Below are 18,921 nucleotides of genomic sequence, written 5' to 3'. Positions count from 1 at the left end.
GAAGGCTCCTAGATGGGCTTGGGTAGGACGGTCAGCGGGTAGAAGCGCCTGTCCTCGGCGGTAACGCCAAGCAACGCCCCCAGGTCATGACCCGTCAGGTAGTTCAGTGCACCGGTGTAGGCGCCAGGTATCGAGACGCAGTAGCGCCCCTTGTTGTAGTTCCAGCCCCCGGCCCAATCGAAGCCGAGGAAGTCCCTCACGCCCTGTCGATCCATCATCAGCGGCACCAGCATCGATGAACCGCTGAACGCGATCAGGCCCTCACGGGGGTGTTTGTTCCAGATCACACCCGTCTGGTTCGGTGTGCGTGGGCCCCATCCGGATCCGCTGGCGCCGACCCAGTAGCTGCCGAACACCAGGCCATCGGTGACGGTGCCCGGGGCACGGGTATCCAGGCCCGGGAAAGGCGCGCCGGTGCCGGAACTCGGATCCCATGCCACAGGCTCGGACTGGCCATACACCATCCGGCCGGCCATGTAGGCAAACGGCTGGATCGTGTGAGCGCCATTGAAGCCCTGGATCCGCCACCCGGAGAACAGGTTGTGGCGCACGTCCATGTACGCCAGCAGGTGATAGTCCTGGCGGTCATTGCCCACCGCGAAGTCTCGATCGATCAGAGAGATCTCGCCGCCATCGAACTCCAGCACCACGGAGACGCGCACCATTCCCTGGTAGTTGTTGGCCTCCACAGCAAACCGCCCCTCGCTCCGCCGCAGCGCCAGGTAGGCGTCTTTCCGCTCCATGCCGGCGAAGTCGGACACGACCAGGCCACGCGTGGGTGCGACCAAGGCGAAGTTGCCGCCGCTCCCCGCGTAGTTGCCCTGCAGGTAGGCAGCCTGGACCGCGGTGTGGGTGATGCTGCTGTCGGAGATCTCCACCTCTTGGGTCATAGTGTTGACCAACGCGACAGCGGCCGTCTGCTCGCTGTTGACGGTCCGAATCGCTCGGGTGCCATCGCCATTGAAGAACCAGGCCATGGCCGAATCGGTGAACGTGTTTCCCGACGTGCTGCCTTCGGGGTTGATCTGGCCAGGTGTCATTCCCAGCAGTCGATGGCTGCCGGGCTCGATGACCCAGTCACCCTTCTGCGGCGTCCCCTCGTTCCTATGCAACCTGAAGGCCACAAACGCCGACTGCGCGGTGGTGGGCTGGCCCTGGGTGTAGTTGGTGAACGCCACCACCAGCTCCTGGGCTCCGGCCGACGTCTTGCGCACGCAGGCGGAGTTGATCCGCCACGACAGGTATTCCGGGGGATCCTGCTGCAGCTCGTCGCGGTAGGAGATCCGGTCGAACAGGGCCTGGCCCTGCTGCAGCACCCAGCGCGCGCCGATGTCGAGCAAGGCAACGTCGTGCACGTACCTCGAGCAGAATCCGTAGAACGACAGCGCCAGGTCCTCGCCGTCCTTCCAATCGATGTTCCCGAAGAAGTACAGCCCATCGGGATACAGATCCGGCCGGTTGTAGCTCTCGTAGCGTGCGCCCTGGATCTGGTCGACCACGTCCCATCGGCGCCAGTAGCGGGTGACGACACGACTGCCGGCGAACTCCAGCCACCCGGTGGGGTCATTGCCTGTCGGATCCACCTGCGACCCGCGCTGCGCGGGGTCGCCGGTGGGCACGTCCCATCGTGGCCAGACGATGAAGCCGCCGCGGGGCTCTGGCGGTTCCTCCACCGGCGGTGGCCCAGGGGCAATGATGGTGACGCGTGGCAGTTCGCCGATCTTCTCGGCCAGCAGTACCGTGCCGTCCTGCAGCTCCCGGCGCAGGTTCGCGATCCCGAGGCCATTCCGTTTGGCCTCTTCGAGCACGAAGCCCAGCAGCTTCCTTGCTTCCGGGACGTGCTGGTCCGCAGCCACCCGATCGCCAACGACCACGATCGGTGTCCATCCGCTGTACCGCGGCCCGCTCATCAGGTGACGTCGCCCTCGTCCTTGGCCGACAGCACGTATTCCAGCGCCAGCTTGTCGCCGGCGAGCTGGTTGGTGCGCGGCGTTGCGAAGCGGGTGGCGGCGATCAGGATGTTCGCCGTAGCGCCCTTGGCCGAGCCCGTCAGCAGGCCGATGCCGTAGAGGTTGTAGGGCCCGCCTGCCGAGTAGACCAGCGTCGCGGCGGCAAGGGCGGCGCTATTGCCAATCGCCTCAGCCGTCGAGGGTGCGGTGGTCCAGGGCAGACGGCTGTTGTTGGTGTACCCCGTGAACTCGGTGGCCACGTCCTTGAAGGTTGATCCCTTCCAGTCCGCTGCCGGCGTCACGTTGCCCGCGAATGGCGCCAGGTAGAAGGCTGTCTGCTGGCTGGTGCCCCCGAGTGCGGTGTTGAGGATGTAGTTCAGGCCCTCCTTGACCAGTCGATTCGGGTCCACCTGCCACGGACCGAACTCCCCGCCTGCAGTGGCGTGGGCATGCCGGAACGTGCCGCCGATGGTCGCGCGCGCCGCGGGAATGTAGATGCCCGCCTCGGACAGCTCGTACTTGTGCCGGCGGATTGCGCGAATGGCGTCGCGCCCCACCGTGCCCAGGTTCTGCAGGGCCTTCATGATCTTCATCGGTTTGCTCCTTCGGTGGTTACCATTTGCCCGCGGGGCAGGAAGCCCCTTGGAATCGGGTCTTGCTTGCCAGGGGACAGCTGCAGAGGCTGCAGCGCAGGAAAAGGCGGCGTCCGAGCCGTTCGACGTTCGGACACGCACGGCAGATCTCCAGGCGACGCTTCACGTCGTCTGGCTTGGCCAACACAGCCATGGCTCAGGGGTCTCGGTGGATGACGTGGGCGACTGCCCGGTCGGTGACGGCCAGCGCCTGGCCCTTGGGTGCCCGCAGCGCGGCCACGAGCTGGCTCAGTCCGTCCTGCTGACGCAGCAGCAGCGCTGCATGATCGGCATCGTCGACGACTGCCTCACCCTTCTTCAGCACCTGCACCTGGCCGCCCGGCAGTCCAATGCAGAAGTAGCCGTCGCGGGCAAGCCAGACCAGCACCGGTGCCGCCGACTGCAGCCCCACCACGTCGCCATTGACGACCATGGCCGAGCCAGGCACCGCGCCGCTACCGCGCGCCACTGCCTGGCTGAAGTCCTTCGGGTCGGCGCCTGCGTACCAGTAGGTCCGCGCGCCGGCAGCGACGTAGAGGCCGGCGCCATCCTGCAGTCCGTCGCCGATGGGTTCCATCAGGTCGATCGGTGCGTTGAAGCGCATGCGGTTGGTCGACGGCCGGAACATGCCGTATCGCAGCGGCTCCGACCACAGCACCTCCTGGCCACTGGCTACGAACTGCCGGCCGTGCGCACCACGCACGATGTGGCCCGGCGGCAGCGGGCGGAGGAACTGAGTGGTCAGGGCCCTGCCCTCGCCGGCAGACAGCACCGGCGCCGAGCGGGTGCCGGCCGGCAGGATGACGTACTGCCGCAGCACCTGGTCGTTCGGCCCGGAGACGTACACCGCGACCGAAGCCGTGTCCGGCGCCACTGGCAGCGGAATGTCGCTCAGCTCGAACCCGCCGCCCTCGGCAATGTCGATCACTGCGGCCAGCGTGCTACCCGACTCACGGCCGAGCCGATCCATAAACGTCACCGCGACCTGGTACTGCCCAGGCGCCAGTGCACTTGCTGCGGACGGCGCCAGTACCGGCTGGCCCGCTGGGTGCTCAGGCGACCAGGAATGCACCTGCAGGTCGATGTCGAGCACACCGCAGGAACTGCTGTTGCTGTAGAAGACGCGATCGCCAATCAGCGTGTAGCTCAGCGGGTCCAGGCCGACGTCGATGCCAAGCGCTTCCACGCGTTCGTCCTCATGCAGGGCATGAAGCTGACCGCCATCGACGAAGAACCCGTACTGCAGGTGGTCATGGCTCCACAGCGAATGGGTCAGGGCACCGGGCCGGAAACGCTGATGCCCGCGCCGGCGTTGCGGCCGACCGGCTGCGTCCAGGTCGACGTTGTCCGCCTCACGCAGCGCGCGCGGGATCCCGTTCTCATCGGTCGGCAGCGCCCCTTCTCCGGCCACGTTGTTGATGCCCAGGGGCCAGGGGCCTGCTGGGCGGAGGTCGTCATCGCGAACGGGCATGTCAGAACCACATGGGTTGGGTGCCGGTGGCGGGATCGATCGATAGCTGCTGCAGCGCGCGCGCGGTGGGCCGCTCGCCGAAGTAGCTCTCGAACAGTGCGAGGTGTCGGTCGGCGTCCGCGGTGCTGCGCTGCTCCGAATCGCGCTTGTTCAGGGCCCGCCAGCAGGCCCAGTGCACCAGCTTCCGGTGGTGGATGGCATCGATTACCGGCTCGTCCTCGCTGTCTTCCATCGCCTCGGCGGCCTCCGGCACGCGCCAGAGCGTGAGCTGCAGGACATCGACTTCCGCAGGCACCGGGCTCACCGACACCTCGCGCGCCTGTCGATCGCGCACCAGGTATTCCGGGCGCCCTGCCTCGGTACGCCAGTGGTGGTGCCGTCCGTCCAGGGCGGCGCTGGTGGTCCTGCAGAGCGGGTCGGACAGGTTGCTGGCCAGCACCGCGCGCCGGACCACGTACACGGTCGGATGAAGCGGGTAGTCGGCCCGGCCCGGCTCCAGATTGATGTGGCAAATATCGGGGCGGCCACTCTCCACGAGCAGCCGCGCCCGAATGCACGCCTCTTCCACAGCTTCGTTGAGGTGCCGGGTCAGCACGGCGTCACTCCACAGGTAGGGAGCCACGTCGTCGTCGAGCTCTTCCCGGCATTCCTCGATCAACTGGCTGAGGGTGCGCGCCTCCACGTCAGGCTTCCTCGAGCGCCTGGCTCAGCACCTTCAGGGTGGTGCTGCGCTGGTCGGGCTCCGGCTTGGCCAGCTCCAGGTCGAGGGCAGCCTTGATCACAACCTTGGCGATGCCGCCCTTGGCCAACTCGGCCTTCAGCTTCTGCCAGCTCAGGCCGTTCAGTTGGGCCGCGGCCTCAACGATCTCCGGCGGCAGGGTGGCGGCCACGCTGGCGCCGGCCGGCGGTTCGTTGCTGCCGGCGTCGGTGCCGGTCGTGGTGTCCGATCCGCCGGCGTCGGTACCGGCACCGGTGCTGCCGCCAGCCGGCGGCGGCGGCGAATCCTGCTCTGCAACGGGGGCGACCGGCGGTACCGGCTTGGTGGCGGTCTGCAGGCTCTGGGCCCGGGCGATGTAGTAGGCCTCCGGGATGCCCAGCAACCGCTGGATGTGGTCGGAGTTCTCGACGTCGGCGACGTGCTCCGAATCGGCATTGGCGGGATCGATCGGCACGAAGAAGTACACGTTGCCGTCCAGTTCAACGGGTGCTTTCGGGCGCTTGAACTTGCATGCAATCAGCATGGGATGCTCCTGGTAGGCGGGGCTGCAGGCGCAGCCCCGCTACGGTTGGGGGCTCAGGCCGGGAAGGCAGCCAGGCGCAGGATCAGCTCGCCCTGCTGAGCTCCGGGGGCGGTATTGAGCTTCACGTAAACCGGGCGGTTCACCGGCTTCGAGCCCAAGCCCTCGGCGATCAGGTGCAGGGACATCGGGATGAAGGCCGCGGTATCGGCAACCACTGCGGTCGGCGCAATGACGGTATTGCCGGCCGCAGAGGCGCCGTCGATCGCGTCAGGGATGAAGACCGTGACGTTCTGCGCGGCCAGCTTGCCGCCGGCGTCCAGCTTGGCGAACAGGCCCGAGCCCTGGCTGTGCAGCTTGTGGTTGGCCGGCAGCTCACCGACCAACACCAGATCGCCATCCGCACCGGCTTCAACCGGCCAGCTGTAGTCGTTGACCACCAGCAGGCCGGCGGCCGGCGACGATGCGCCGCTGTTGCGGCCAATTGCGAGTTTCGTGGACATGGATTTCTCCTGCGAAGGATGTGAGTTCTGAACGCAAGAGCCCCGGCATGCCGGGGCTCTTGGTGTGAGGCTTACTGCGGGTTCGGATCGGCCGCGGCGGTATCCAGGGCGATCGTGCCGAAGTCCTTGCCGTTGAAGCGCGTCTTCTTGATGCCGAAGATGGCGCCGGCGCAGATCTCGATGTCGTTGCCGTGGTCGAGCGGAACCTCGGACCAGTCGAAGCGCAGGCCGTTGCCCGGCGAACCGAAGGCCAGCACCAGGGCCTGACGGCCCAGATACAGCGCGCGAGCCGCTGCAACGTTGCCACCGGCGCCGTAGTCCCCGAAGCGCACCACGGACTTGTGCTTGTGCAGGATCGTGTTGCCGATCATGCCCAGGTTGTCCTTGAAGATCGGGTTGCTGGCACCTTCGGCAGCTGCAGCCGCCTTCTGGATGTCCAGCCAGTTGCCCGGATCCGTGGAGGTCTTCAGGTCATGCGCCTGGAACGGGTGCATGACGGTGACGAAGTGCTCGCCGCCGGCAATGGTGATCGGCTGGATCTCCGCCACCTGGGTCGAGCCGCCGCCCTGCGAAGCGGCCTTGGTGTTGGCGCGCTCGATCAGGACACGGCTCATCTTGCCGGCCGCGGTCAGCGATGCCTTGCTGGCGCCGTCGCCGAACAAGATGTGCGAGCTGTCAGGCGTCTCGAACGGGTTGCCTGCGCGACCGGCGTAGTTCAGCGGGACGTTGTAATCCTCGTTGATGCCGCGGGCGCCCGAGCCGTACATGAAGAAGAGCTCGTCGTAGAAGCGCGCCCAGAATTCGGTCAGGCGGTTGCGGCCGACCTTGCGCAGGTCGTGGACGGTGCGCTTGCGGCTCATACGACCACCGCAGCTGACCGGCTTACGGGCCTGGTCGATGAAGACCTTGTCGGTGAAGAAGTCGAGCTTCTCGCCCTTGCCCTCGGCCTTCTGGTCGCCTTCGATGACGCCACCGGACAGCTGCACGGACAGGTCGTAGCTGATGGTGTCGCCCGCTTCCTGTTCCAGGTCGGTCTGCAGCATGACCGGCATCGAGGTCTCCGACCCCTTGCCCATCATCTTGCGCGTCCAGTAGGACTGTTTGGATACCGAAACCATGAGGTCCGCAGACCACAGCTTCCGGGCCTTGGGGTCGTTCAGACCCACGATCGTCTGTGCCATGTTGCTTCTCCAGGGAGATCACGGCACTTCTGCGCCTCTGTCGTTGACCCGCACTACTGCGCAGGTTTTGAGGATGTTCAGCCCGTAGTGGGCGTAGGCCGGCGCGCCACGCGCTGCAGCACGCCGCCAGTAGGTTGCTGCTCACCGGCTCGGGTGATGGTCACCGGGGTGTTGGATTCGATGATCACGCGCGAGCGCTTGCCGCTCTTCTCGGTGAAGGTGATCGACGCGCCTGACCCCGACGGGATCAGGACCACGTCGCCAGGCTCCAGGGTGGTGTGCAGCTTGGGCATGGGGCTCAGTTGTCCGCCACGAAGGAGCCCGGCACATCACGCAGGATGCGATCGCGCTCACTCTCCGACTTTCCGGCCAGGAACGACTCGATGTCCTCGATGTTGTCCATGCCAGCAGCAGCATCGGCGGTCGATCGGGAGGTCGGGTCAGCCGCCGCGGGCACGGTGCTCAGCGTGGCCGGCACATCGGCCAGCGGTGCGCTGCGGTCCGGCTTTGCCGGCGCCTGCGCCACCGGCGGGGCGGTCGCGGCAGTGGAAGCCTGCAGCAGGCCCTCGGTCACCAGCAGATCGCGCGCACCAGCCAGGATGTCCCAGTCGGTGAGCTGGCGACCAGAAGCTGCGGCGTCGTTGACCACCGACTGCATCGCCTGCTCCCACGCGGCGAAGCGGATCGGGCTTGCGGCGATCGCGGCATTCTCCGGGCGGGACAGGAACTGGCGCTGCAGGTACGCCCAGGACTGGTCGGCATTCTGCTGACTGAGCTGCTGCTGCAGGGCGGCGATGTCCTGGGCGCGCTCGACGCGGCTGCGCTCGTCGCGCAGATCCTCGTACTGCTGCTCGTAGGCCTCATCCTCCACGTCGCCGGCCTTGTACTTCTCCTTCAGGGCCTGCAGCTTGCCGTTGATGTCGCCGATTTCCTTGCCATAGTCGCGCTCGTCGGCTGCATACGTCGGCACGAAGGGGGTGGCCGGCGGCGGCTCGGCCGCTGCCGGCGCCGCAGCGACCGCCCCTTCCGCAGCGGCTGCCGCGGCAGCGGCGGCGTCAGGCTGCGCCGCACCGTCCGCTGGAGCGGCTGCTGGGGCAGCTGAGGCTTCGGCCGCCGGCGCGGCGGTTGCGGCAGCGGCGGCCGGCGCATCGGGGGTGCCCGTTGCGGCGGCGGCATCGCCAGGGGCGGCACCATCAGCGCTGGCCAGCGCCGCACGCTCGCCCTCCGTCATTTCCAGTTCGTTCGCGGCCAGCGACTGCTGGCCCGCGTTGTCAGGCTGCTGCATGAGAGGTTTCCTCGGGGGTCTGTTGGGTGCTCAGGAGGCGATCGGCCGCCGGAGCGAGTGGGAGCAGGATCTCGATCAACTCGGCAACGTTGAGCGCGTCACCCTTGGTCTTGATCTGCAAAGCCTTGGCCTTGGCCATGATCTCTTCGCGCTTGGCCTCGTCCAGTCCGACCTTGGCCATGCGCTCGCGCAGGGCGACCTCGCGGTCCTGTGCTTCCTGCTGCTGGCGGGCCTGCGCCTCGGGACTGTCGACGTCCTGGTCGTTGTCCGACTGGCCGGTGATCTTGCGGATACGCTGCACCACCTCGTCCTTGCCAGGCATATCGATCATGTCGAAGGCCAGGTCCAGCAGCTGGATGGACATCTCCGGTGGCAGCTTGCCCAGCATGTCGAAGAACTGCTCGGCAAAGGCCTGACGCATCGATTCGCGGAAGTCCTGCTGGTCGACGATGAAGTCGGCCTGGTTGCGACTGATGTCGTTGTCCACCACCCAGACGTTGTTGAGCGTGTCCAGGCGCAGCTGGTTGATCACCCGCCAGTCCAGCCCCTTGCGCTCCCCGACGATCCGGAACTGCCGTTCCTCAGTCATGTATTGCTCGGTGAGGGACAGCTGCTTTTCGCCGCTGAGCTGGATGCCCAGACGGTAGTTGTCGAACAGCTCCGCGGTGCTCACGGCACCTTCCTGCTGCTTGGCCAGGATCGCCCTGCCACTGGCCGCGTTGGTCTCACGGCCAAGCAGTTCCCGGTTCACACCGGAGCCGTCGTGGATATGCGCTGCATCCAGCTCCAGCAGCTTGATCTGAGCCTCGGCCACATCGAGGTTGCGCTCGACCTTGATCCTGGCAAGTCCATTGTTCTTCAGCGGGATCACGCCGTTGGGCTTGGCGATTTCGCGCTTCACTTCCTCGATGCGGTCCTCATCGATGGCGCCATCCTCATAGAACAGCTGATTCGTGCTCAGCGCCCAGAGCAACTTGCTCATGCGCTTGTTCAGGTCTTCCTGCGAGTCGCGCACGCCGCGGACCAAACCGTATTCCATGCCATCGCGGTTGCGGCGATAGCACCAGTACGGGGTGTAGGGGAACCGACCGTGTCGGAACGGGCTGCGTTTGAGCTGCAGCAGTCCGCCTTCGGTGAAGATCGCACACCACATTTCCTCGACCACGGCGTCGGAGAGCGAGTAGACCGGCGAGGCCTGGCCCTTCATTGCTGCCAGCGCCGCCTGGTGGTCGGGGTTGTTCGGGTCGAAGCGATCGCCCCGGAACTCGCCGCCCCACAGGCGCTTGTGTGCGACCGGGCGTTTGAACCAGCACTCGATCAGACGGACCCGCAAGCGGCAACGGCTATCCAGGGAGGCCCTGCCGGTGATGCGACGGCCGGTCACGGTATGGCCGCGGCTGTCGTAGCGGCGGAAGACCTGGGGAAGGTCCAGCTCTTCGTCGAAGGCGCCGTTGTCGCCGTCGTAGTGGTCCTGGGCCGCCCGGTTCACCAGTTCAATGCGGTCCGGGAACATTGCCTCGGCGTAGTCGAGGTCCGCGAACTTCTCCCGCAGCAGGAAACGACAGTCGCTCAGATCCAGCGCCCGGCTGACCGGATCCCGACGCATCTGCCGCCAGGGAATGTGGCCCACCATCACCGGCTCGTCCGCGCGGTCGGTCCGGATCGATTCCTCGGTCCAGCCGCACCCGGCGATCGCGGCATCCTTGAAGGCCTGGCTACGCGCCCAGGGCACGCGGTTGGTGTCGCTGAGGTACTTCATCAGCTCCGACTTCACCGCGGCAATGTCGACGTCGTCCTCCGCGCGGGGGTGCACCACGCCATCGATGCGAGTGCGTCGCTCCGTGCCGATGACCCAGTCGATGGCCATCTTGATCTTGTTGTAGGTCAGTGGAGCCTGGTGCCGGGCAGCCAGGACAGCGCGGTCTTCCTCCGACCACTGGATGTGGTCATAGAAGTCGTAGTCGAGCATCTGCTCGATGCGGTTGTCGTAGAACGCATCGAGGGCCGTGTACCAGTAGTCCAGGACCTTCGCGTGGAGGCGGCGGTTCTCCAGGCTGTCCAGCGGGTGGCCTTCCACGTCCGGCGGCGCCGCGGTGGCCACGTCTGCAGCGCCGGGGTCGTAAGCCGGCTCGCTGCGCAAGTTCTCGATCGTCTGCATCAGTTCACCTTCTGCCCGTTGATCTTGATCTGGATCCCCATCCGGGCCATCTCGCCGAGCCACTGCTCCCGCGTCTGCTCCGCCGGCGGCCGCAGATTCTTCACGTCCTCGCAGAATTCGAGGATCGCGTCGTGGATGCGGTGGCGGTAGGCCGGCACGTCCAGGCCGTAGAGCGCGACCGAGGCGTTCTGCAGGCGGGCGACCATGTCGCCGATGTGGTGGTGCCGGCCCCGATCCCTGTCCTCCGGCCGGAAGATCCAGAAGTCGCGGAACGGCACCAGGTAGGCCGGGCTGCCATAGGCGATCATCCCGGTCACGGGGTTCACACCCTCGACGCGGCGGTTTTCGTTCCGGATATAGAGGGCCGCATCGTCGTCGCCATCGCGCACGATGTGGGTCAGGTAGAGGGTGAGGTCCCCCTTCTTGCCACACCACACGAAGCCATCCGGGGCGAGCTCGACCCCGGCGCTCATGCTTCTGCTCCCAGCAGTTCCAGGGCTGCGTCCAGCTCTTCCACAACCGCCGCTGCGGCCTGGTCCGGTGACAGGACGTGGTCCTCGACCAGGCTGCCGTGGTTCTCGCCCCCTGGCAGGTACCGCGCGTAGGCGCGGGCCTGCTGCAGGTGGATGGCCAGCTGCTCGACGTCACGGTCTTCCACGTCAGTTCGCCTTCCTGGCCAGGTCGGAGGTGATCTGCGCGGCGATCGCCGGATGGGTGCCGGCAACGTCCTGGGCAATGCGCTGCAGGACGGTACGAGCGGTGAGCTCGCTCAGCTCGTGGTTACCGCGGTAGTCGACCATCGTGTCGCCTTCCGGCGATCGCAACATGAAAGCGACGCTTACCAGTTGCCCTTCATCAGCGGCGGCCACCAGCATCGACAGCAGGTCGACCAGCTCGACCGTGGTGGGTTGGTTCCGCTCGCGGGGGGAAACGCTCATGCAGTTCTCCAGTTGTCGTTGGTCGTGCCGCGCGACTCGCCCACGCGACGGCCGCTGCTGCTGACATAGCCCTGGGCCGCCTGCCGGAACGCGTCGGCAGGATTGCTGGCCCAGTTGTGGAATGGGAGGTCGGAATACGTTTCGGTCTTCTCGTTCCAGACCTTGGTGTAGCGTCGCAGGGCTTCCAGCCCTCCGCGGCCCTGGCCTGCCTTGGGTGGGCCGCACCGGACCCTGTCGAACCGGCAGCGCGGCAGCATGTTGCGCACCATGTCGATGCCCTCGGTGATGTCGTTGATCCGGGGCACCACAACAATCGGCTTGATCCCCAGCTTTCCGGCCACCTGAACCCGGTTCTCGTTGGCGGACCAGTCCTCGTTGGCACCGTCGTGGGGCCAGTAGTGCTTGCCGTACAGGTAACCGCGTTCCTTGAGCACCTTGGCGTAGTGCGCCACGCCGAAGCCGGAGTTCTCGTAGAAATCGACAAAGTCCAGCCAGGGGCCGTTCTCCTGCATGAACCAGATGCTCGTCGCATCGCTGCGCCCGATGTCCCAGAAGGTGTGGATGGGCACCTGCGGGTTGATCGGGAGATCGGTGATCCGCCCGCTGCTGTCGGCGGCAGCCATTTCCTTGCCGTAGTACGCACCTTCAGTGCTCGCCTGGAAGGCCTCTTCCGGCGTGCTGGGGTGCTCCCGCTTCATCTTGTCGCGCTGCTCGGCCGCCTTCTTGACGTACCAGGCCTTCTGCTCGGGCCGCAGCGTGTAGTTCATCTCCGCCTCGACCTTGGCGAAGTAGGCCTCGTCCTCGGCGGTGAGCGTGACGCCGTCCGGGTCGAGCTCGTTGATCGGATCCCGGAACCACGGATAGAAGTGGAAGCGGTAGTCCATCGCCGTCAGCTTGGCCGTGCCGGCGCGGATCTGCCGGTCCAGCTCGATCGCCGTCTGGCAGCGCTCGTAGAAGTCGCCGGCGGCGCCATAGGCGGTCGACTCGATCACCACGATGTTGCCGGAGGCGATCGCATTCAGCGCACCGGAAGCCACCTCCCCTGCCCGCTCCGGGTACATGGCGCACATCGGGCCGTACTCGGAGATATGCAGGAACGTCAGCGTGCCGCCGCGGTGGGAAACCGAGACCTCGATGCTGGATCCATTGGCCAGCTCCAGGACGCCGTCGCGCATGTCGCGCCGGACTGCCGGCCGGATCTTCTTCAGCCAGTCCGGCAGGTTGTCGTAGGCGTAGAGCACCTTGCTGCGGAAGAACTTGGCGGCATCGCCGGCGGTATGGGCGACCACACCGGCCTTGGTGTTCTTCTTGAACAGCGCCATGTCCAAGGCGCGGATGCAGGCCCAGGTCGTGATGCCGTGCTGGCGCGACTTCAGCGCCAGGTTCAACGTGTGCAGGTTGTCGTCGAGGTCCGCCTGCACCTCGTTCAGCTTGAACTGCACCCGTCGACCGAACTTGTCGGTGATGTAGTACAGGTTGTTCAGCCGCCACCACCGATCGCCCAGCTTCTCGATGATTCGGCTGGCGTCCTGGTCGCTAAGTTCCTCCACGGCCTACTTGCTCCGCGACGTCGCCGGGCCGGGGCCGGTATCTGATCCGTCGATGAGGTCCATCACGTCGCCCAGGATCCGCGTCTGGCTCTCGATCGGACCACCGTTCTTGCCGGTGTGCTCGACCTTCTTTGCGAACATGCCGAAGTGCGTACCCAAGGTCTTGACCGCATCGAGGCGGCTGACCAGCTTGATCTTCTTGGTCAGGCCGACGGCGCGCCGCTCGTCGCCTCGCCCCTCCCACTCTTCGAACACCTCCACACCCTGGACCAGGCTGGCCTCTTCCGCAGTGAGCTCGCTCATCGGCTTCAGGTTGCCGTGCTGATCGAACAGGGTGCGGATGTCACCCAGGGCCATGAAGGCCAGCCGGGCAAGCACCGCTTCCTGATCGACCCGCTGCGACAGCAGCAGCTCTTCTTTCCTGCTGGCCAGGTAGGCCTGCACTTTGGAGTTGGCCAGCAGCCTCGCTGCGGCGGCGCTGGCCGCGGCACCGGTGGCCTTGTAGCCGGCGCGCATGTAGGCCGCAGTGCCGTTGAAATCGACCAGGTACTCGTCCGCGAACCGCCGTTGCTGGTCCTGCAGGCCCGTCGCCGGGTCAATCTTTCCGGCCACAGGCTGGGTTCCTCTCAGATTGGATCAACGTTGCACTGCAGGGCCGTCACCTACCCCGAGCGGGAGTTCGACGCTGGACGGCCAGTTGAACTGGGACGGTTGGGGTAGCAGTGGTCGCACCTGCTCCCAGGTCTCGATACCTGCGGGCGGAGATACGACGAGCGCTTCCAGCGCCTGATTCACTGCATCGCGCCATGCCACCATGGCGTGGGCCTCCAGACGGTAGCGATCCACGCCACTGTTGAAGTAGCCAACGCACGTCTCGATGCTGTCGTATCCGCGATCCTGCACAACAGATGCCATCCACTCCCAAGCTGCAGCGCGGATTGCGCGGTAGTGCTCGGGCGAGTGCAGCTCGTAGGGCGGCGGGATCGGGAGTGGTGTATTGCCTTCGTCCAGCCACTGCTGATATTCGTCCCACATGCGATGGCCGCGTGGGATGAACGCGCCGGTTTCGATGCAGCGGATCACATCAGGGTTTTCAGTAAGCTGATACACGATCAAAGCTCCGCATCAAGTAGGACTTTGTACCCGCTTCCTCGCGAACCAAGGTAGGCGGACTGGCCGGAAGTCAGCCCGGAACTTTGCACGGTGACTGCCAATCGGTTAGTGCCTATGGGGATCAGGTTCTGAGCGACAAATGGGCGATTGCCGCCAGAAGCATCCGTCACGCTGGGGGTGTCCCCCACGTTCTGTGCGGATGGTGTCACACGCATGGGGATTGCAAAGTTAATGAACCCCAGCACCGTGGTTGGGTTAAGAACCATGGCGAGGGTAAAAGCGTTGCCCGAGTCCTGACTGTATAGATAGCAGTACCTGTAGCACAGCATCAGTTCGAGAGCGTCGGGGCGAAACTCAAAAGGCGTGGCGATGATGCTGTCTTCGACCTGTACTTCCGTAATGCTGACTGTCCCGCTTTTTTGGCCTGCGTTGAGAGAGCGTCCGGCGAGATTCGCGCCTGCGTCCAACCAGAAGCTGAGCTGGAGGTAGTCATTGTCGCCGATCGTTTTACCAACCACGGTCGGGACTGCGATCTGGACGGCGAATTGCTGCCAGTCAGTGCCAAGCGTGACCGACGCGTTCAAACTATCGACACCAGCAGAGCCGCCAGCGCCGAATGATTGCTGAAACTCTACGCCAACCTTGAAATCGGCGGCACTGGCCTTGGCTTTGAAGCTGACCGTCACAGTCTTACCGGACAGCTGGCGAACACCCTCGATACGCTGCTGAATCAGCGCGAAGTTGGAGGCCCCAGCGACGCTACTGACGATCGCTTGGAGCATGTGCTTCGACTTCTGGAGCATCGGCACAGTGCCGCCGCCAGGAGGAATGTCGACCCGCTGAATCCAAATAGTCGACCCGGTGGCGTTGGCCTGCCACCTATCCGACGTATATCGCTGTCCGGCTGCAGCCGGGAAATTCGCGCCACGCTGCCAGAAACGGAAGTCGCCGTTGATCAGCGCGTTTCGGCCGACCAGTCCTTCGATCATCGTACCGGGGATCGTGTCAGCAGCGGCCATCTCCTCGATACGGGCCGTGGTCTGGTTGAGGATGAGTGGAGTGCGGGTAGCCATCAGGTGGTCGCCTGTACGTTGAACGTGCCGCCTGCGCGCAAGCCGATCGTCATCGTGTAGGTCGAGGTCAGCGCGATGTTGAACACCCCGCCAGCCCGGAGCCCAACCGCGACCTGCAGTGGAACACCGATCAAGATGTCGTCGGCGGGCAGCTCCCTGGTGCGATTGCTCGCATCCAGCACAAGCGGGCGGCGCGCTGCCATATCAGGCCCTGACCACAGGGTTACCGATCTCGGCGTTGATCTCGCCCACGTCGGTGGCCACGCCCAGGACCTGCAGGATGTGACCCGCCGTGGTCGTCCCCGACGCCAGCGGCACAACACCGCCCGGCGTGGTGTGGCTCAGCACGTAGGTCGCCCCGGGGGACAGACCCGAAAGCGAGCTGTTCGGCCCTTCGAAGTAGACGGTGGCGTCGCTGCCGATGGCGCCGACGCCGGCGCGCACGAAGCCATGGGCGCGCTTGCCTGCGTTCGCAGCGCTGGCATCGGCCTTGCGCACCTTGGCCGTGCCGGCGTCGTCCCAGATGTTCACGTAGTCGCCGGCGGCCAGCACCTCGCTGGCCGGGTAGATCTTGGTGTCTGCGCCAATGCCAGCCGGCAGCAGCGAGTCGTCGAAGCGGCCATCCGGGCCCAGGGCCGCGATCTTGCCGGCATCGGCAGCACCAGCTGACGCGGTGACGCCTTCGACCTCAGTGGTGATGTTGTTCTTGAGCTGCAGGGTCTTGTCGGCCATGGGTTCAGATCCGCGCAATGGGTGAGTCGAAGTCGATCATCAGGGTGGTGGCGTTGAGCGCCCGGCCAACGCACAACAACCAGCCGGTGGTGCCCGGGGCTTGCGTGAGCGCGCCGTCGGTGCCGCACCACACCGCGCCGTCGCGCCAGGTCCAGCTGGCTTCCTCGATCGTGCCGGCCAGGCGCACCGCGACCTCGCCGCTGTTGGCCGACTGCAGGGCGATGCCAATGCAGGCCTGCGCGTGTTCCAGCACCGCCGTGTCCGGGTGATAGGCCTTGCCGTTGTCCAGGCGAACCACGCGGTGACCATGGATCGGCTGGCCAACTGGGTACGTCGCTTCTGGCGAGGTGCCGGCCGGACCGGCCGGGCCCTGCGCGCCGCGCGCTGCAACCTCGACCGTCCGCGTGTCTGCCTGGATTGCCTCGACCTGTGTCGGGCGGGCCGTTGCGACGATCGGTGTGCGGGGATCGCGAATGGCGACGGCACCGCGGCGCTCGACCACGATCACGCGGGCCGCGCCCTCGCTGGCTCGAATCACAGGCATCAGCGTGTCGTCTCGCCCTGGACCGTGACCTTGCCGGCCACCAGCGGGATCACGTACTCCGGATCCGCGCCCGCCGGCTTGAACAGCTCCAGGCTGTAGCAGTGCTTCACCTTGCGTGCGTTCGCCGGGTTCAGCACCTCGGTGGCCACCGCTGGCACGGTAATCGAGACCATCCCGTCCAACGGATCGGCAATGACCAGCGAACCGGCCGCGGTACTGAGCTCCATGACCAGGGTGTCGGCCTCGGTCAGCCCGAACTGGCCCGCCAGCGTCCGCACCTGCATCCGCGCCTGGTAGCCGGTCAGGTCGAACGGGCTCCCATCCGGGTTGGTGTAGGTGAAGTCGTCCTCCCAGGTCGCGCCGCGCACGACCGTGAGGCTGAAGCTGGCGGGCGTCCGGCTCACAGGGTCAGCTGGGCGTGCAGTGCGTTGACGAAGTCGAGGGTCTGCGCAGCTGCGTCTCGCCTCTTGAACAGATCTTCGAGCAACGGGGACGCACCGACGGCACGTCCGGTGGATGCCTGGGAGTCGGGCTTCGCCTCTGCCAGCGCCGGCGCGAGGCGAAGCGCCAGCTGCTCGACAGCGATGTGCAGATCCTGCTGGGCCCGCGCCAAGTCCTTCACGGCGGATTCGATCGGGGTCTGCGGGTCCGCCAGTGGGGTTGTGCCGGCTTGCTGGTTCAACATGCTGCTCTCCTATGGCGTCGGGATGGCGATCAAAGCTGGATTACGTTCTTGGCGTCGAGCCGGCGCAGGCACTGTTCGCAGGCCTTCCGTCGCACGTCGCAGGTGCGGAGCTTGTCGGCCAGCTGGCCGACCACGTCCCCGCCGATGCTGTCCCAGGCGTCCGCGGCGGCAGGATCGGCCGTCACACGCACGCCGGTGTCTTCGCCGGCGTCGACGCACGGCCGGAAGCACATCGCGTCGCACTGCGCCGGCACACGCTGCAGGTGCTGCGTGCAGCCCACCAGCAGGATCAGTGCCGCGATCGGGAGAGCCTGGCGCAGCTTCATGGCGTCAGCGCTGCGGCCAGTGCCAGCGGCCGGGGTGGCTGCCGGATTCCTCACTGGCCTCGTCACGGCTGGTGACCCACAGCACGTCATTACCGTCCAGGAACACCTGGGCGTTGACCTGGCCGTTCGGCTGGACCGCCACGACCAGGGCGGGCAGCACGTCGCCGGCGGCTGCCCGGTTGCCGACGTGGGCCTGTGCACCGACTGGCCAGGTGCTGTCGAGCAGCCGCTCCTGCATGGACGGACCGTCGGTCCGGCGCGCATTGATGCGCAGCGCGTCGGTGTCGCTCAGGGTGTAGTGGACGATCCGTCCGATCGAGGGCTTCTGGGTCACTTCCCGGTCCTGCTGGTCGGCCCGAGGGCCTGGTTGATGGCGTCGACCCGGGCCTGACCCGGGGCGCAGTTGGCTGGCAGTGGCTGCGCTGCAGCTGCCGCTCGGTAGATGGTTCTGGTTCGCTCGCCGCGTGCAGCGATCGCCTCGAGCCGCTGCAGCAGCTCGGCGCTGTCGGTCTGAGCCTGGCGTGCGATCCCGGCCGTCACCTCCAGCGTGTCTTCGAGGGTCGCGGCGCGAGCTGCAGCTGCAGCCTCACGGCGATCGCCGTACTGCCTGACGTTGAGCCAGAGCGACATGGCCAGCAGGCCGGCCAGGATGGCCACCCACTTCCAGGCTGCCCACCAGGCCCTGATCGCCGACCTGGTGATCACTGCAGGCGGCCTTGGCAGGTGGCCATTTCCCACTGCCGGCGATCGATGATGCCGCCGCACTTCGAACGCCACTGCGGAAGCGCGCAATCGCGCTTCACGCCGTCGATCCTGACGAGCCGCCACTTCCACATTTCGGTGCATGCGGCCTGGCGCTCGCCGGCGTTGAGCCGCTTCGCCGCGGTGCTGGCACAGAAGGCCGGCGTGCCGATGTTGTAGGCGAAGTGGCCCCAAGCCTTGATCTCATGGAATTCGAACTCACCACGGACGCACTGCCCCATGTGGCCGAGCATGGTCCGCACGTAGGCCGTCTCCAGCCTGGTGCACTCGTCGTCGGTGTAGCGCTTGCCCTTCACCACCGCCGGGCCAGTGATGCCGGCGCAGACAGTCAGGATGCCGGCCGAATCGTAGTACGGCGTATATCGGCGCCCTTCGTGCGCTGAGTCGTTCGTGCCCAGGGCAGCGACGAGCGCTCCGATCAACGCCAGCGGCGCGGCGGCGAAGCCGACGCGTTGCTTGGTGCTGAGCTTGGTATCAGCCACGGCGGCGGATCCACGCCCAGAATCGCTTGGCGTTGCCCATGCGGGCGGTCCACCAGGCCGACCAGTCACCCCAGTTCTTCACCATGACGGTGAAAGTCTGGACGATGGTGAAGATGATCGTGCCGATCAGGGCCCAGTCGCTCAGGGTGTAGCCCGGCGAGTAGGTTGCAGCGGTGACGCTGACGGCCGCTCCGATCTTCGAACCTGCGACCGCCAGGTCCGTCGTGATCTGCTCTTTGATGCTCACCGCGGTTCCCCCAATGAAAGGAGGCCGGCATGGCCCACCACTACCGCGGTTG

The 18,921-nt window shown here is 66.2% G+C and carries 27 protein-coding genes; all 27 read right to left on the bottom strand.

What is annotated here, in order from left to right; translation table 11 throughout:
- Window positions 1-8 precede the first annotated feature (8 nt).
- A complete protein-coding gene (locus ACZK1G_RS09025) occupies window positions 9-1,874 on the bottom strand; it encodes a hypothetical protein (protein ID WP_478448274.1) in 1,866 nt (621 codons plus the stop codon).
- A gap of 35 nt (window positions 1,875-1,909) precedes the next feature.
- Window positions 1,910-2,542: a hypothetical protein gene (locus ACZK1G_RS09020; protein WP_478448272.1), complete on the bottom strand. Its 633-nt coding sequence runs from the start codon at window positions 2,540-2,542 to the stop codon at window positions 1,910-1,912.
- A gap of 196 nt (window positions 2,543-2,738) precedes the next feature.
- The gene (locus ACZK1G_RS09015) at window positions 2,739-4,052 is read right to left on the bottom strand and encodes a hypothetical protein (protein ID WP_478448270.1); all 1,314 of its coding nucleotides are present in this window, start codon (window positions 4,050-4,052) and stop codon (window positions 2,739-2,741) included.
- A gap of 1 nt (window position 4,053) precedes the next feature.
- On the bottom strand, window positions 4,054-4,734 hold the full coding sequence (locus ACZK1G_RS09010) for a phage adaptor protein (protein WP_100449861.1): 681 nt from the start codon (window positions 4,732-4,734) through the stop codon (window positions 4,054-4,056).
- A gap of 1 nt (window position 4,735) precedes the next feature.
- Complete coding sequence (locus ACZK1G_RS09005; RefSeq protein ID WP_053504716.1) at window positions 4,736-5,293, bottom strand: hypothetical protein; 558 nt, start codon at window positions 5,291-5,293, stop codon at window positions 4,736-4,738.
- Between the two features lie 53 nt (window positions 5,294-5,346).
- Window positions 5,347-5,793 (bottom strand): hypothetical protein, encoded by a 447-nt coding sequence (locus ACZK1G_RS09000; RefSeq protein WP_053463307.1) that lies wholly within the window; start codon window positions 5,791-5,793, stop codon window positions 5,347-5,349.
- Window positions 5,794-5,864: 71 nt separating this feature from the next.
- On the bottom strand, window positions 5,865-6,974 hold the full coding sequence (locus tag ACZK1G_RS08995; protein ID WP_046430114.1) for a N4-gp56 family major capsid protein: 1,110 nt from the start codon (window positions 6,972-6,974) through the stop codon (window positions 5,865-5,867).
- 77 nt (window positions 6,975-7,051) lie between these two features.
- Window positions 7,052-7,267 (bottom strand): hypothetical protein, encoded by a 216-nt coding sequence (locus ACZK1G_RS08990; RefSeq protein ID WP_046430111.1) that lies wholly within the window; start codon window positions 7,265-7,267, stop codon window positions 7,052-7,054.
- Between the two features lie 5 nt (window positions 7,268-7,272).
- Window positions 7,273-8,259, bottom strand: a complete 987-nt coding sequence (locus ACZK1G_RS08985) for a hypothetical protein (protein WP_189719641.1) — start codon at window positions 8,257-8,259, stop codon at window positions 7,273-7,275.
- On the bottom strand, window positions 8,246-10,417 hold the full coding sequence (locus ACZK1G_RS08980) for a portal protein (protein WP_189719642.1): 2,172 nt from the start codon (window positions 10,415-10,417) through the stop codon (window positions 8,246-8,248). Before ACZK1G_RS08980 ends, ACZK1G_RS08985 begins: the two co-directional genes overlap by 14 nt.
- Window positions 10,417-10,890 carry a hypothetical protein gene (locus tag ACZK1G_RS08975; RefSeq protein WP_189719643.1) on the bottom strand — a complete coding sequence of 158 codons (474 nt, stop codon included), beginning with the start codon at window positions 10,888-10,890 and terminating at the stop codon, window positions 10,417-10,419. Before ACZK1G_RS08975 ends, ACZK1G_RS08980 begins: the two co-directional genes overlap by 1 nt.
- Window positions 10,887-11,075 (bottom strand): hypothetical protein, encoded by a 189-nt coding sequence (locus ACZK1G_RS08970; RefSeq protein WP_046430104.1) that lies wholly within the window; start codon window positions 11,073-11,075, stop codon window positions 10,887-10,889. The genes ACZK1G_RS08975 and ACZK1G_RS08970 overlap by 4 nt, the downstream gene beginning before the upstream one ends.
- A gap of 1 nt (window position 11,076) precedes the next feature.
- Entirely contained in the window at window positions 11,077-11,355 is a 279-nt protein-coding gene (locus ACZK1G_RS08965) for a hypothetical protein (RefSeq protein WP_189719644.1), read from the bottom strand.
- A complete protein-coding gene (locus ACZK1G_RS08960) occupies window positions 11,352-12,905 on the bottom strand; it encodes a terminase large subunit (protein ID WP_189719645.1) in 1,554 nt (517 codons plus the stop codon). Before ACZK1G_RS08960 ends, ACZK1G_RS08965 begins: the two co-directional genes overlap by 4 nt.
- A 3-nt stretch (window positions 12,906-12,908) precedes the next feature.
- Entirely contained in the window at window positions 12,909-13,517 is a 609-nt protein-coding gene (locus ACZK1G_RS08955) for a terminase small subunit (protein WP_189719646.1), read from the bottom strand.
- Between the two features lie 24 nt (window positions 13,518-13,541).
- Window positions 13,542-14,015 (bottom strand): hypothetical protein, encoded by a 474-nt coding sequence (locus ACZK1G_RS08950; RefSeq protein ID WP_478448266.1) that lies wholly within the window; start codon window positions 14,013-14,015, stop codon window positions 13,542-13,544.
- Window positions 14,016-14,017: 2 nt separating this feature from the next.
- The gene (locus tag ACZK1G_RS08945; protein ID WP_478448264.1) at window positions 14,018-15,091 is read right to left on the bottom strand and encodes a hypothetical protein; all 1,074 of its coding nucleotides are present in this window, start codon (window positions 15,089-15,091) and stop codon (window positions 14,018-14,020) included.
- Window positions 15,091-15,294 (bottom strand): hypothetical protein, encoded by a 204-nt coding sequence (locus ACZK1G_RS08940; RefSeq protein WP_189719649.1) that lies wholly within the window; start codon window positions 15,292-15,294, stop codon window positions 15,091-15,093. Before ACZK1G_RS08940 ends, ACZK1G_RS08945 begins: the two co-directional genes overlap by 1 nt.
- Window position 15,295: 1 nt before the next feature.
- A complete protein-coding gene (locus ACZK1G_RS08935) occupies window positions 15,296-15,823 on the bottom strand; it encodes a hypothetical protein (RefSeq protein WP_189719650.1) in 528 nt (175 codons plus the stop codon).
- A 4-nt stretch (window positions 15,824-15,827) separates the two neighbouring features.
- Window positions 15,828-16,367, bottom strand: a complete 540-nt coding sequence (locus ACZK1G_RS08930; protein WP_100441495.1) for a hypothetical protein — start codon at window positions 16,365-16,367, stop codon at window positions 15,828-15,830.
- Window positions 16,367-16,771, bottom strand: a complete 405-nt coding sequence (locus ACZK1G_RS08925; RefSeq protein ID WP_100441494.1) for a hypothetical protein — start codon at window positions 16,769-16,771, stop codon at window positions 16,367-16,369. Before ACZK1G_RS08925 ends, ACZK1G_RS08930 begins: the two co-directional genes overlap by 1 nt.
- The gene (locus ACZK1G_RS08920; RefSeq protein ID WP_100441493.1) at window positions 16,768-17,052 is read right to left on the bottom strand and encodes a hypothetical protein; all 285 of its coding nucleotides are present in this window, start codon (window positions 17,050-17,052) and stop codon (window positions 16,768-16,770) included. Before ACZK1G_RS08920 ends, ACZK1G_RS08925 begins: the two co-directional genes overlap by 4 nt.
- 29 nt (window positions 17,053-17,081) lie before the next feature.
- On the bottom strand, window positions 17,082-17,378 hold the full coding sequence (locus tag ACZK1G_RS08915; protein WP_100441492.1) for a hypothetical protein: 297 nt from the start codon (window positions 17,376-17,378) through the stop codon (window positions 17,082-17,084).
- 4 nt (window positions 17,379-17,382) lie between these two features.
- Window positions 17,383-17,712, bottom strand: coding sequence for a hypothetical protein (locus ACZK1G_RS08910; RefSeq protein WP_100441491.1), 330 nt, complete (start codon window positions 17,710-17,712; stop codon window positions 17,383-17,385).
- On the bottom strand, window positions 17,709-18,035 hold the full coding sequence (locus ACZK1G_RS08905; RefSeq protein WP_157804530.1) for a hypothetical protein: 327 nt from the start codon (window positions 18,033-18,035) through the stop codon (window positions 17,709-17,711). Before ACZK1G_RS08905 ends, ACZK1G_RS08910 begins: the two co-directional genes overlap by 4 nt.
- Before the next feature lie 44 nt (window positions 18,036-18,079).
- Window positions 18,080-18,622, bottom strand: a complete 543-nt coding sequence (locus ACZK1G_RS08900) for a lysozyme (RefSeq protein ID WP_100441489.1) — start codon at window positions 18,620-18,622, stop codon at window positions 18,080-18,082.
- Entirely contained in the window at window positions 18,615-18,869 is a 255-nt protein-coding gene (locus ACZK1G_RS08895) for a hypothetical protein (RefSeq protein WP_238379914.1), read from the bottom strand. Before ACZK1G_RS08895 ends, ACZK1G_RS08900 begins: the two co-directional genes overlap by 8 nt.
- Between the last annotated feature and the right edge of the window lie 52 nt (window positions 18,870-18,921).

The organism is Stenotrophomonas sp. 109824_Sma, assembly GCF_056480025.1.
This window is presented reverse-complemented; position numbering and strand designations above follow the sequence as displayed.

Coding starts and splice junctions, on each gene's coding strand:
- ACZK1G_RS09015 (WP_478448270.1), bottom strand. CDS start 4,052: ATGCCCGTTCGCGATGACGACCTCCGCCCAGCAGGCCCCTGGCCCCTG.
- ACZK1G_RS08990 (WP_046430111.1), bottom strand. CDS start 7,267: ATGCCCAAGCTGCACACCACCCTGGAGCCTGGCGACGTGGTCCTGATC.
- ACZK1G_RS08975 (WP_189719643.1), bottom strand. CDS start 10,890: ATGAGCGCCGGGGTCGAGCTCGCCCCGGATGGCTTCGTGTGGTGTGGC.
- ACZK1G_RS09020 (WP_478448272.1), bottom strand. CDS start 2,542: ATGAAGATCATGAAGGCCCTGCAGAACCTGGGCACGGTGGGGCGCGAC.
- ACZK1G_RS08945 (WP_478448264.1), bottom strand. CDS start 15,091: ATGGCTACCCGCACTCCACTCATCCTCAACCAGACCACGGCCCGTATC.
- ACZK1G_RS08980 (WP_189719642.1), bottom strand. CDS start 10,417: ATGCAGACGATCGAGAACTTGCGCAGCGAGCCGGCTTACGACCCCGGC.
- ACZK1G_RS08915 (WP_100441492.1), bottom strand. CDS start 17,378: ATGAAGCTGCGCCAGGCTCTCCCGATCGCGGCACTGATCCTGCTGGTG.
- ACZK1G_RS08935 (WP_189719650.1), bottom strand. CDS start 15,823: ATGGCCGACAAGACCCTGCAGCTCAAGAACAACATCACCACTGAGGTC.
- ACZK1G_RS08965 (WP_189719644.1), bottom strand. CDS start 11,355: ATGAGCGTTTCCCCCCGCGAGCGGAACCAACCCACCACGGTCGAGCTG.
- ACZK1G_RS08940 (WP_189719649.1), bottom strand. CDS start 15,294: ATGGCAGCGCGCCGCCCGCTTGTGCTGGATGCGAGCAATCGCACCAGG.
- ACZK1G_RS08995 (WP_046430114.1), bottom strand. CDS start 6,974: ATGGCACAGACGATCGTGGGTCTGAACGACCCCAAGGCCCGGAAGCTG.
- ACZK1G_RS09000 (WP_053463307.1), bottom strand. CDS start 5,793: ATGTCCACGAAACTCGCAATTGGCCGCAACAGCGGCGCATCGTCGCCG.
- ACZK1G_RS08930 (WP_100441495.1), bottom strand. CDS start 16,367: ATGCCTGTGATTCGAGCCAGCGAGGGCGCGGCCCGCGTGATCGTGGTC.
- ACZK1G_RS08920 (WP_100441493.1), bottom strand. CDS start 17,052: ATGTTGAACCAGCAAGCCGGCACAACCCCACTGGCGGACCCGCAGACC.
- ACZK1G_RS09005 (WP_053504716.1), bottom strand. CDS start 5,293: ATGCTGATTGCATGCAAGTTCAAGCGCCCGAAAGCACCCGTTGAACTG.
- ACZK1G_RS08985 (WP_189719641.1), bottom strand. CDS start 8,259: ATGCAGCAGCCTGACAACGCGGGCCAGCAGTCGCTGGCCGCGAACGAA.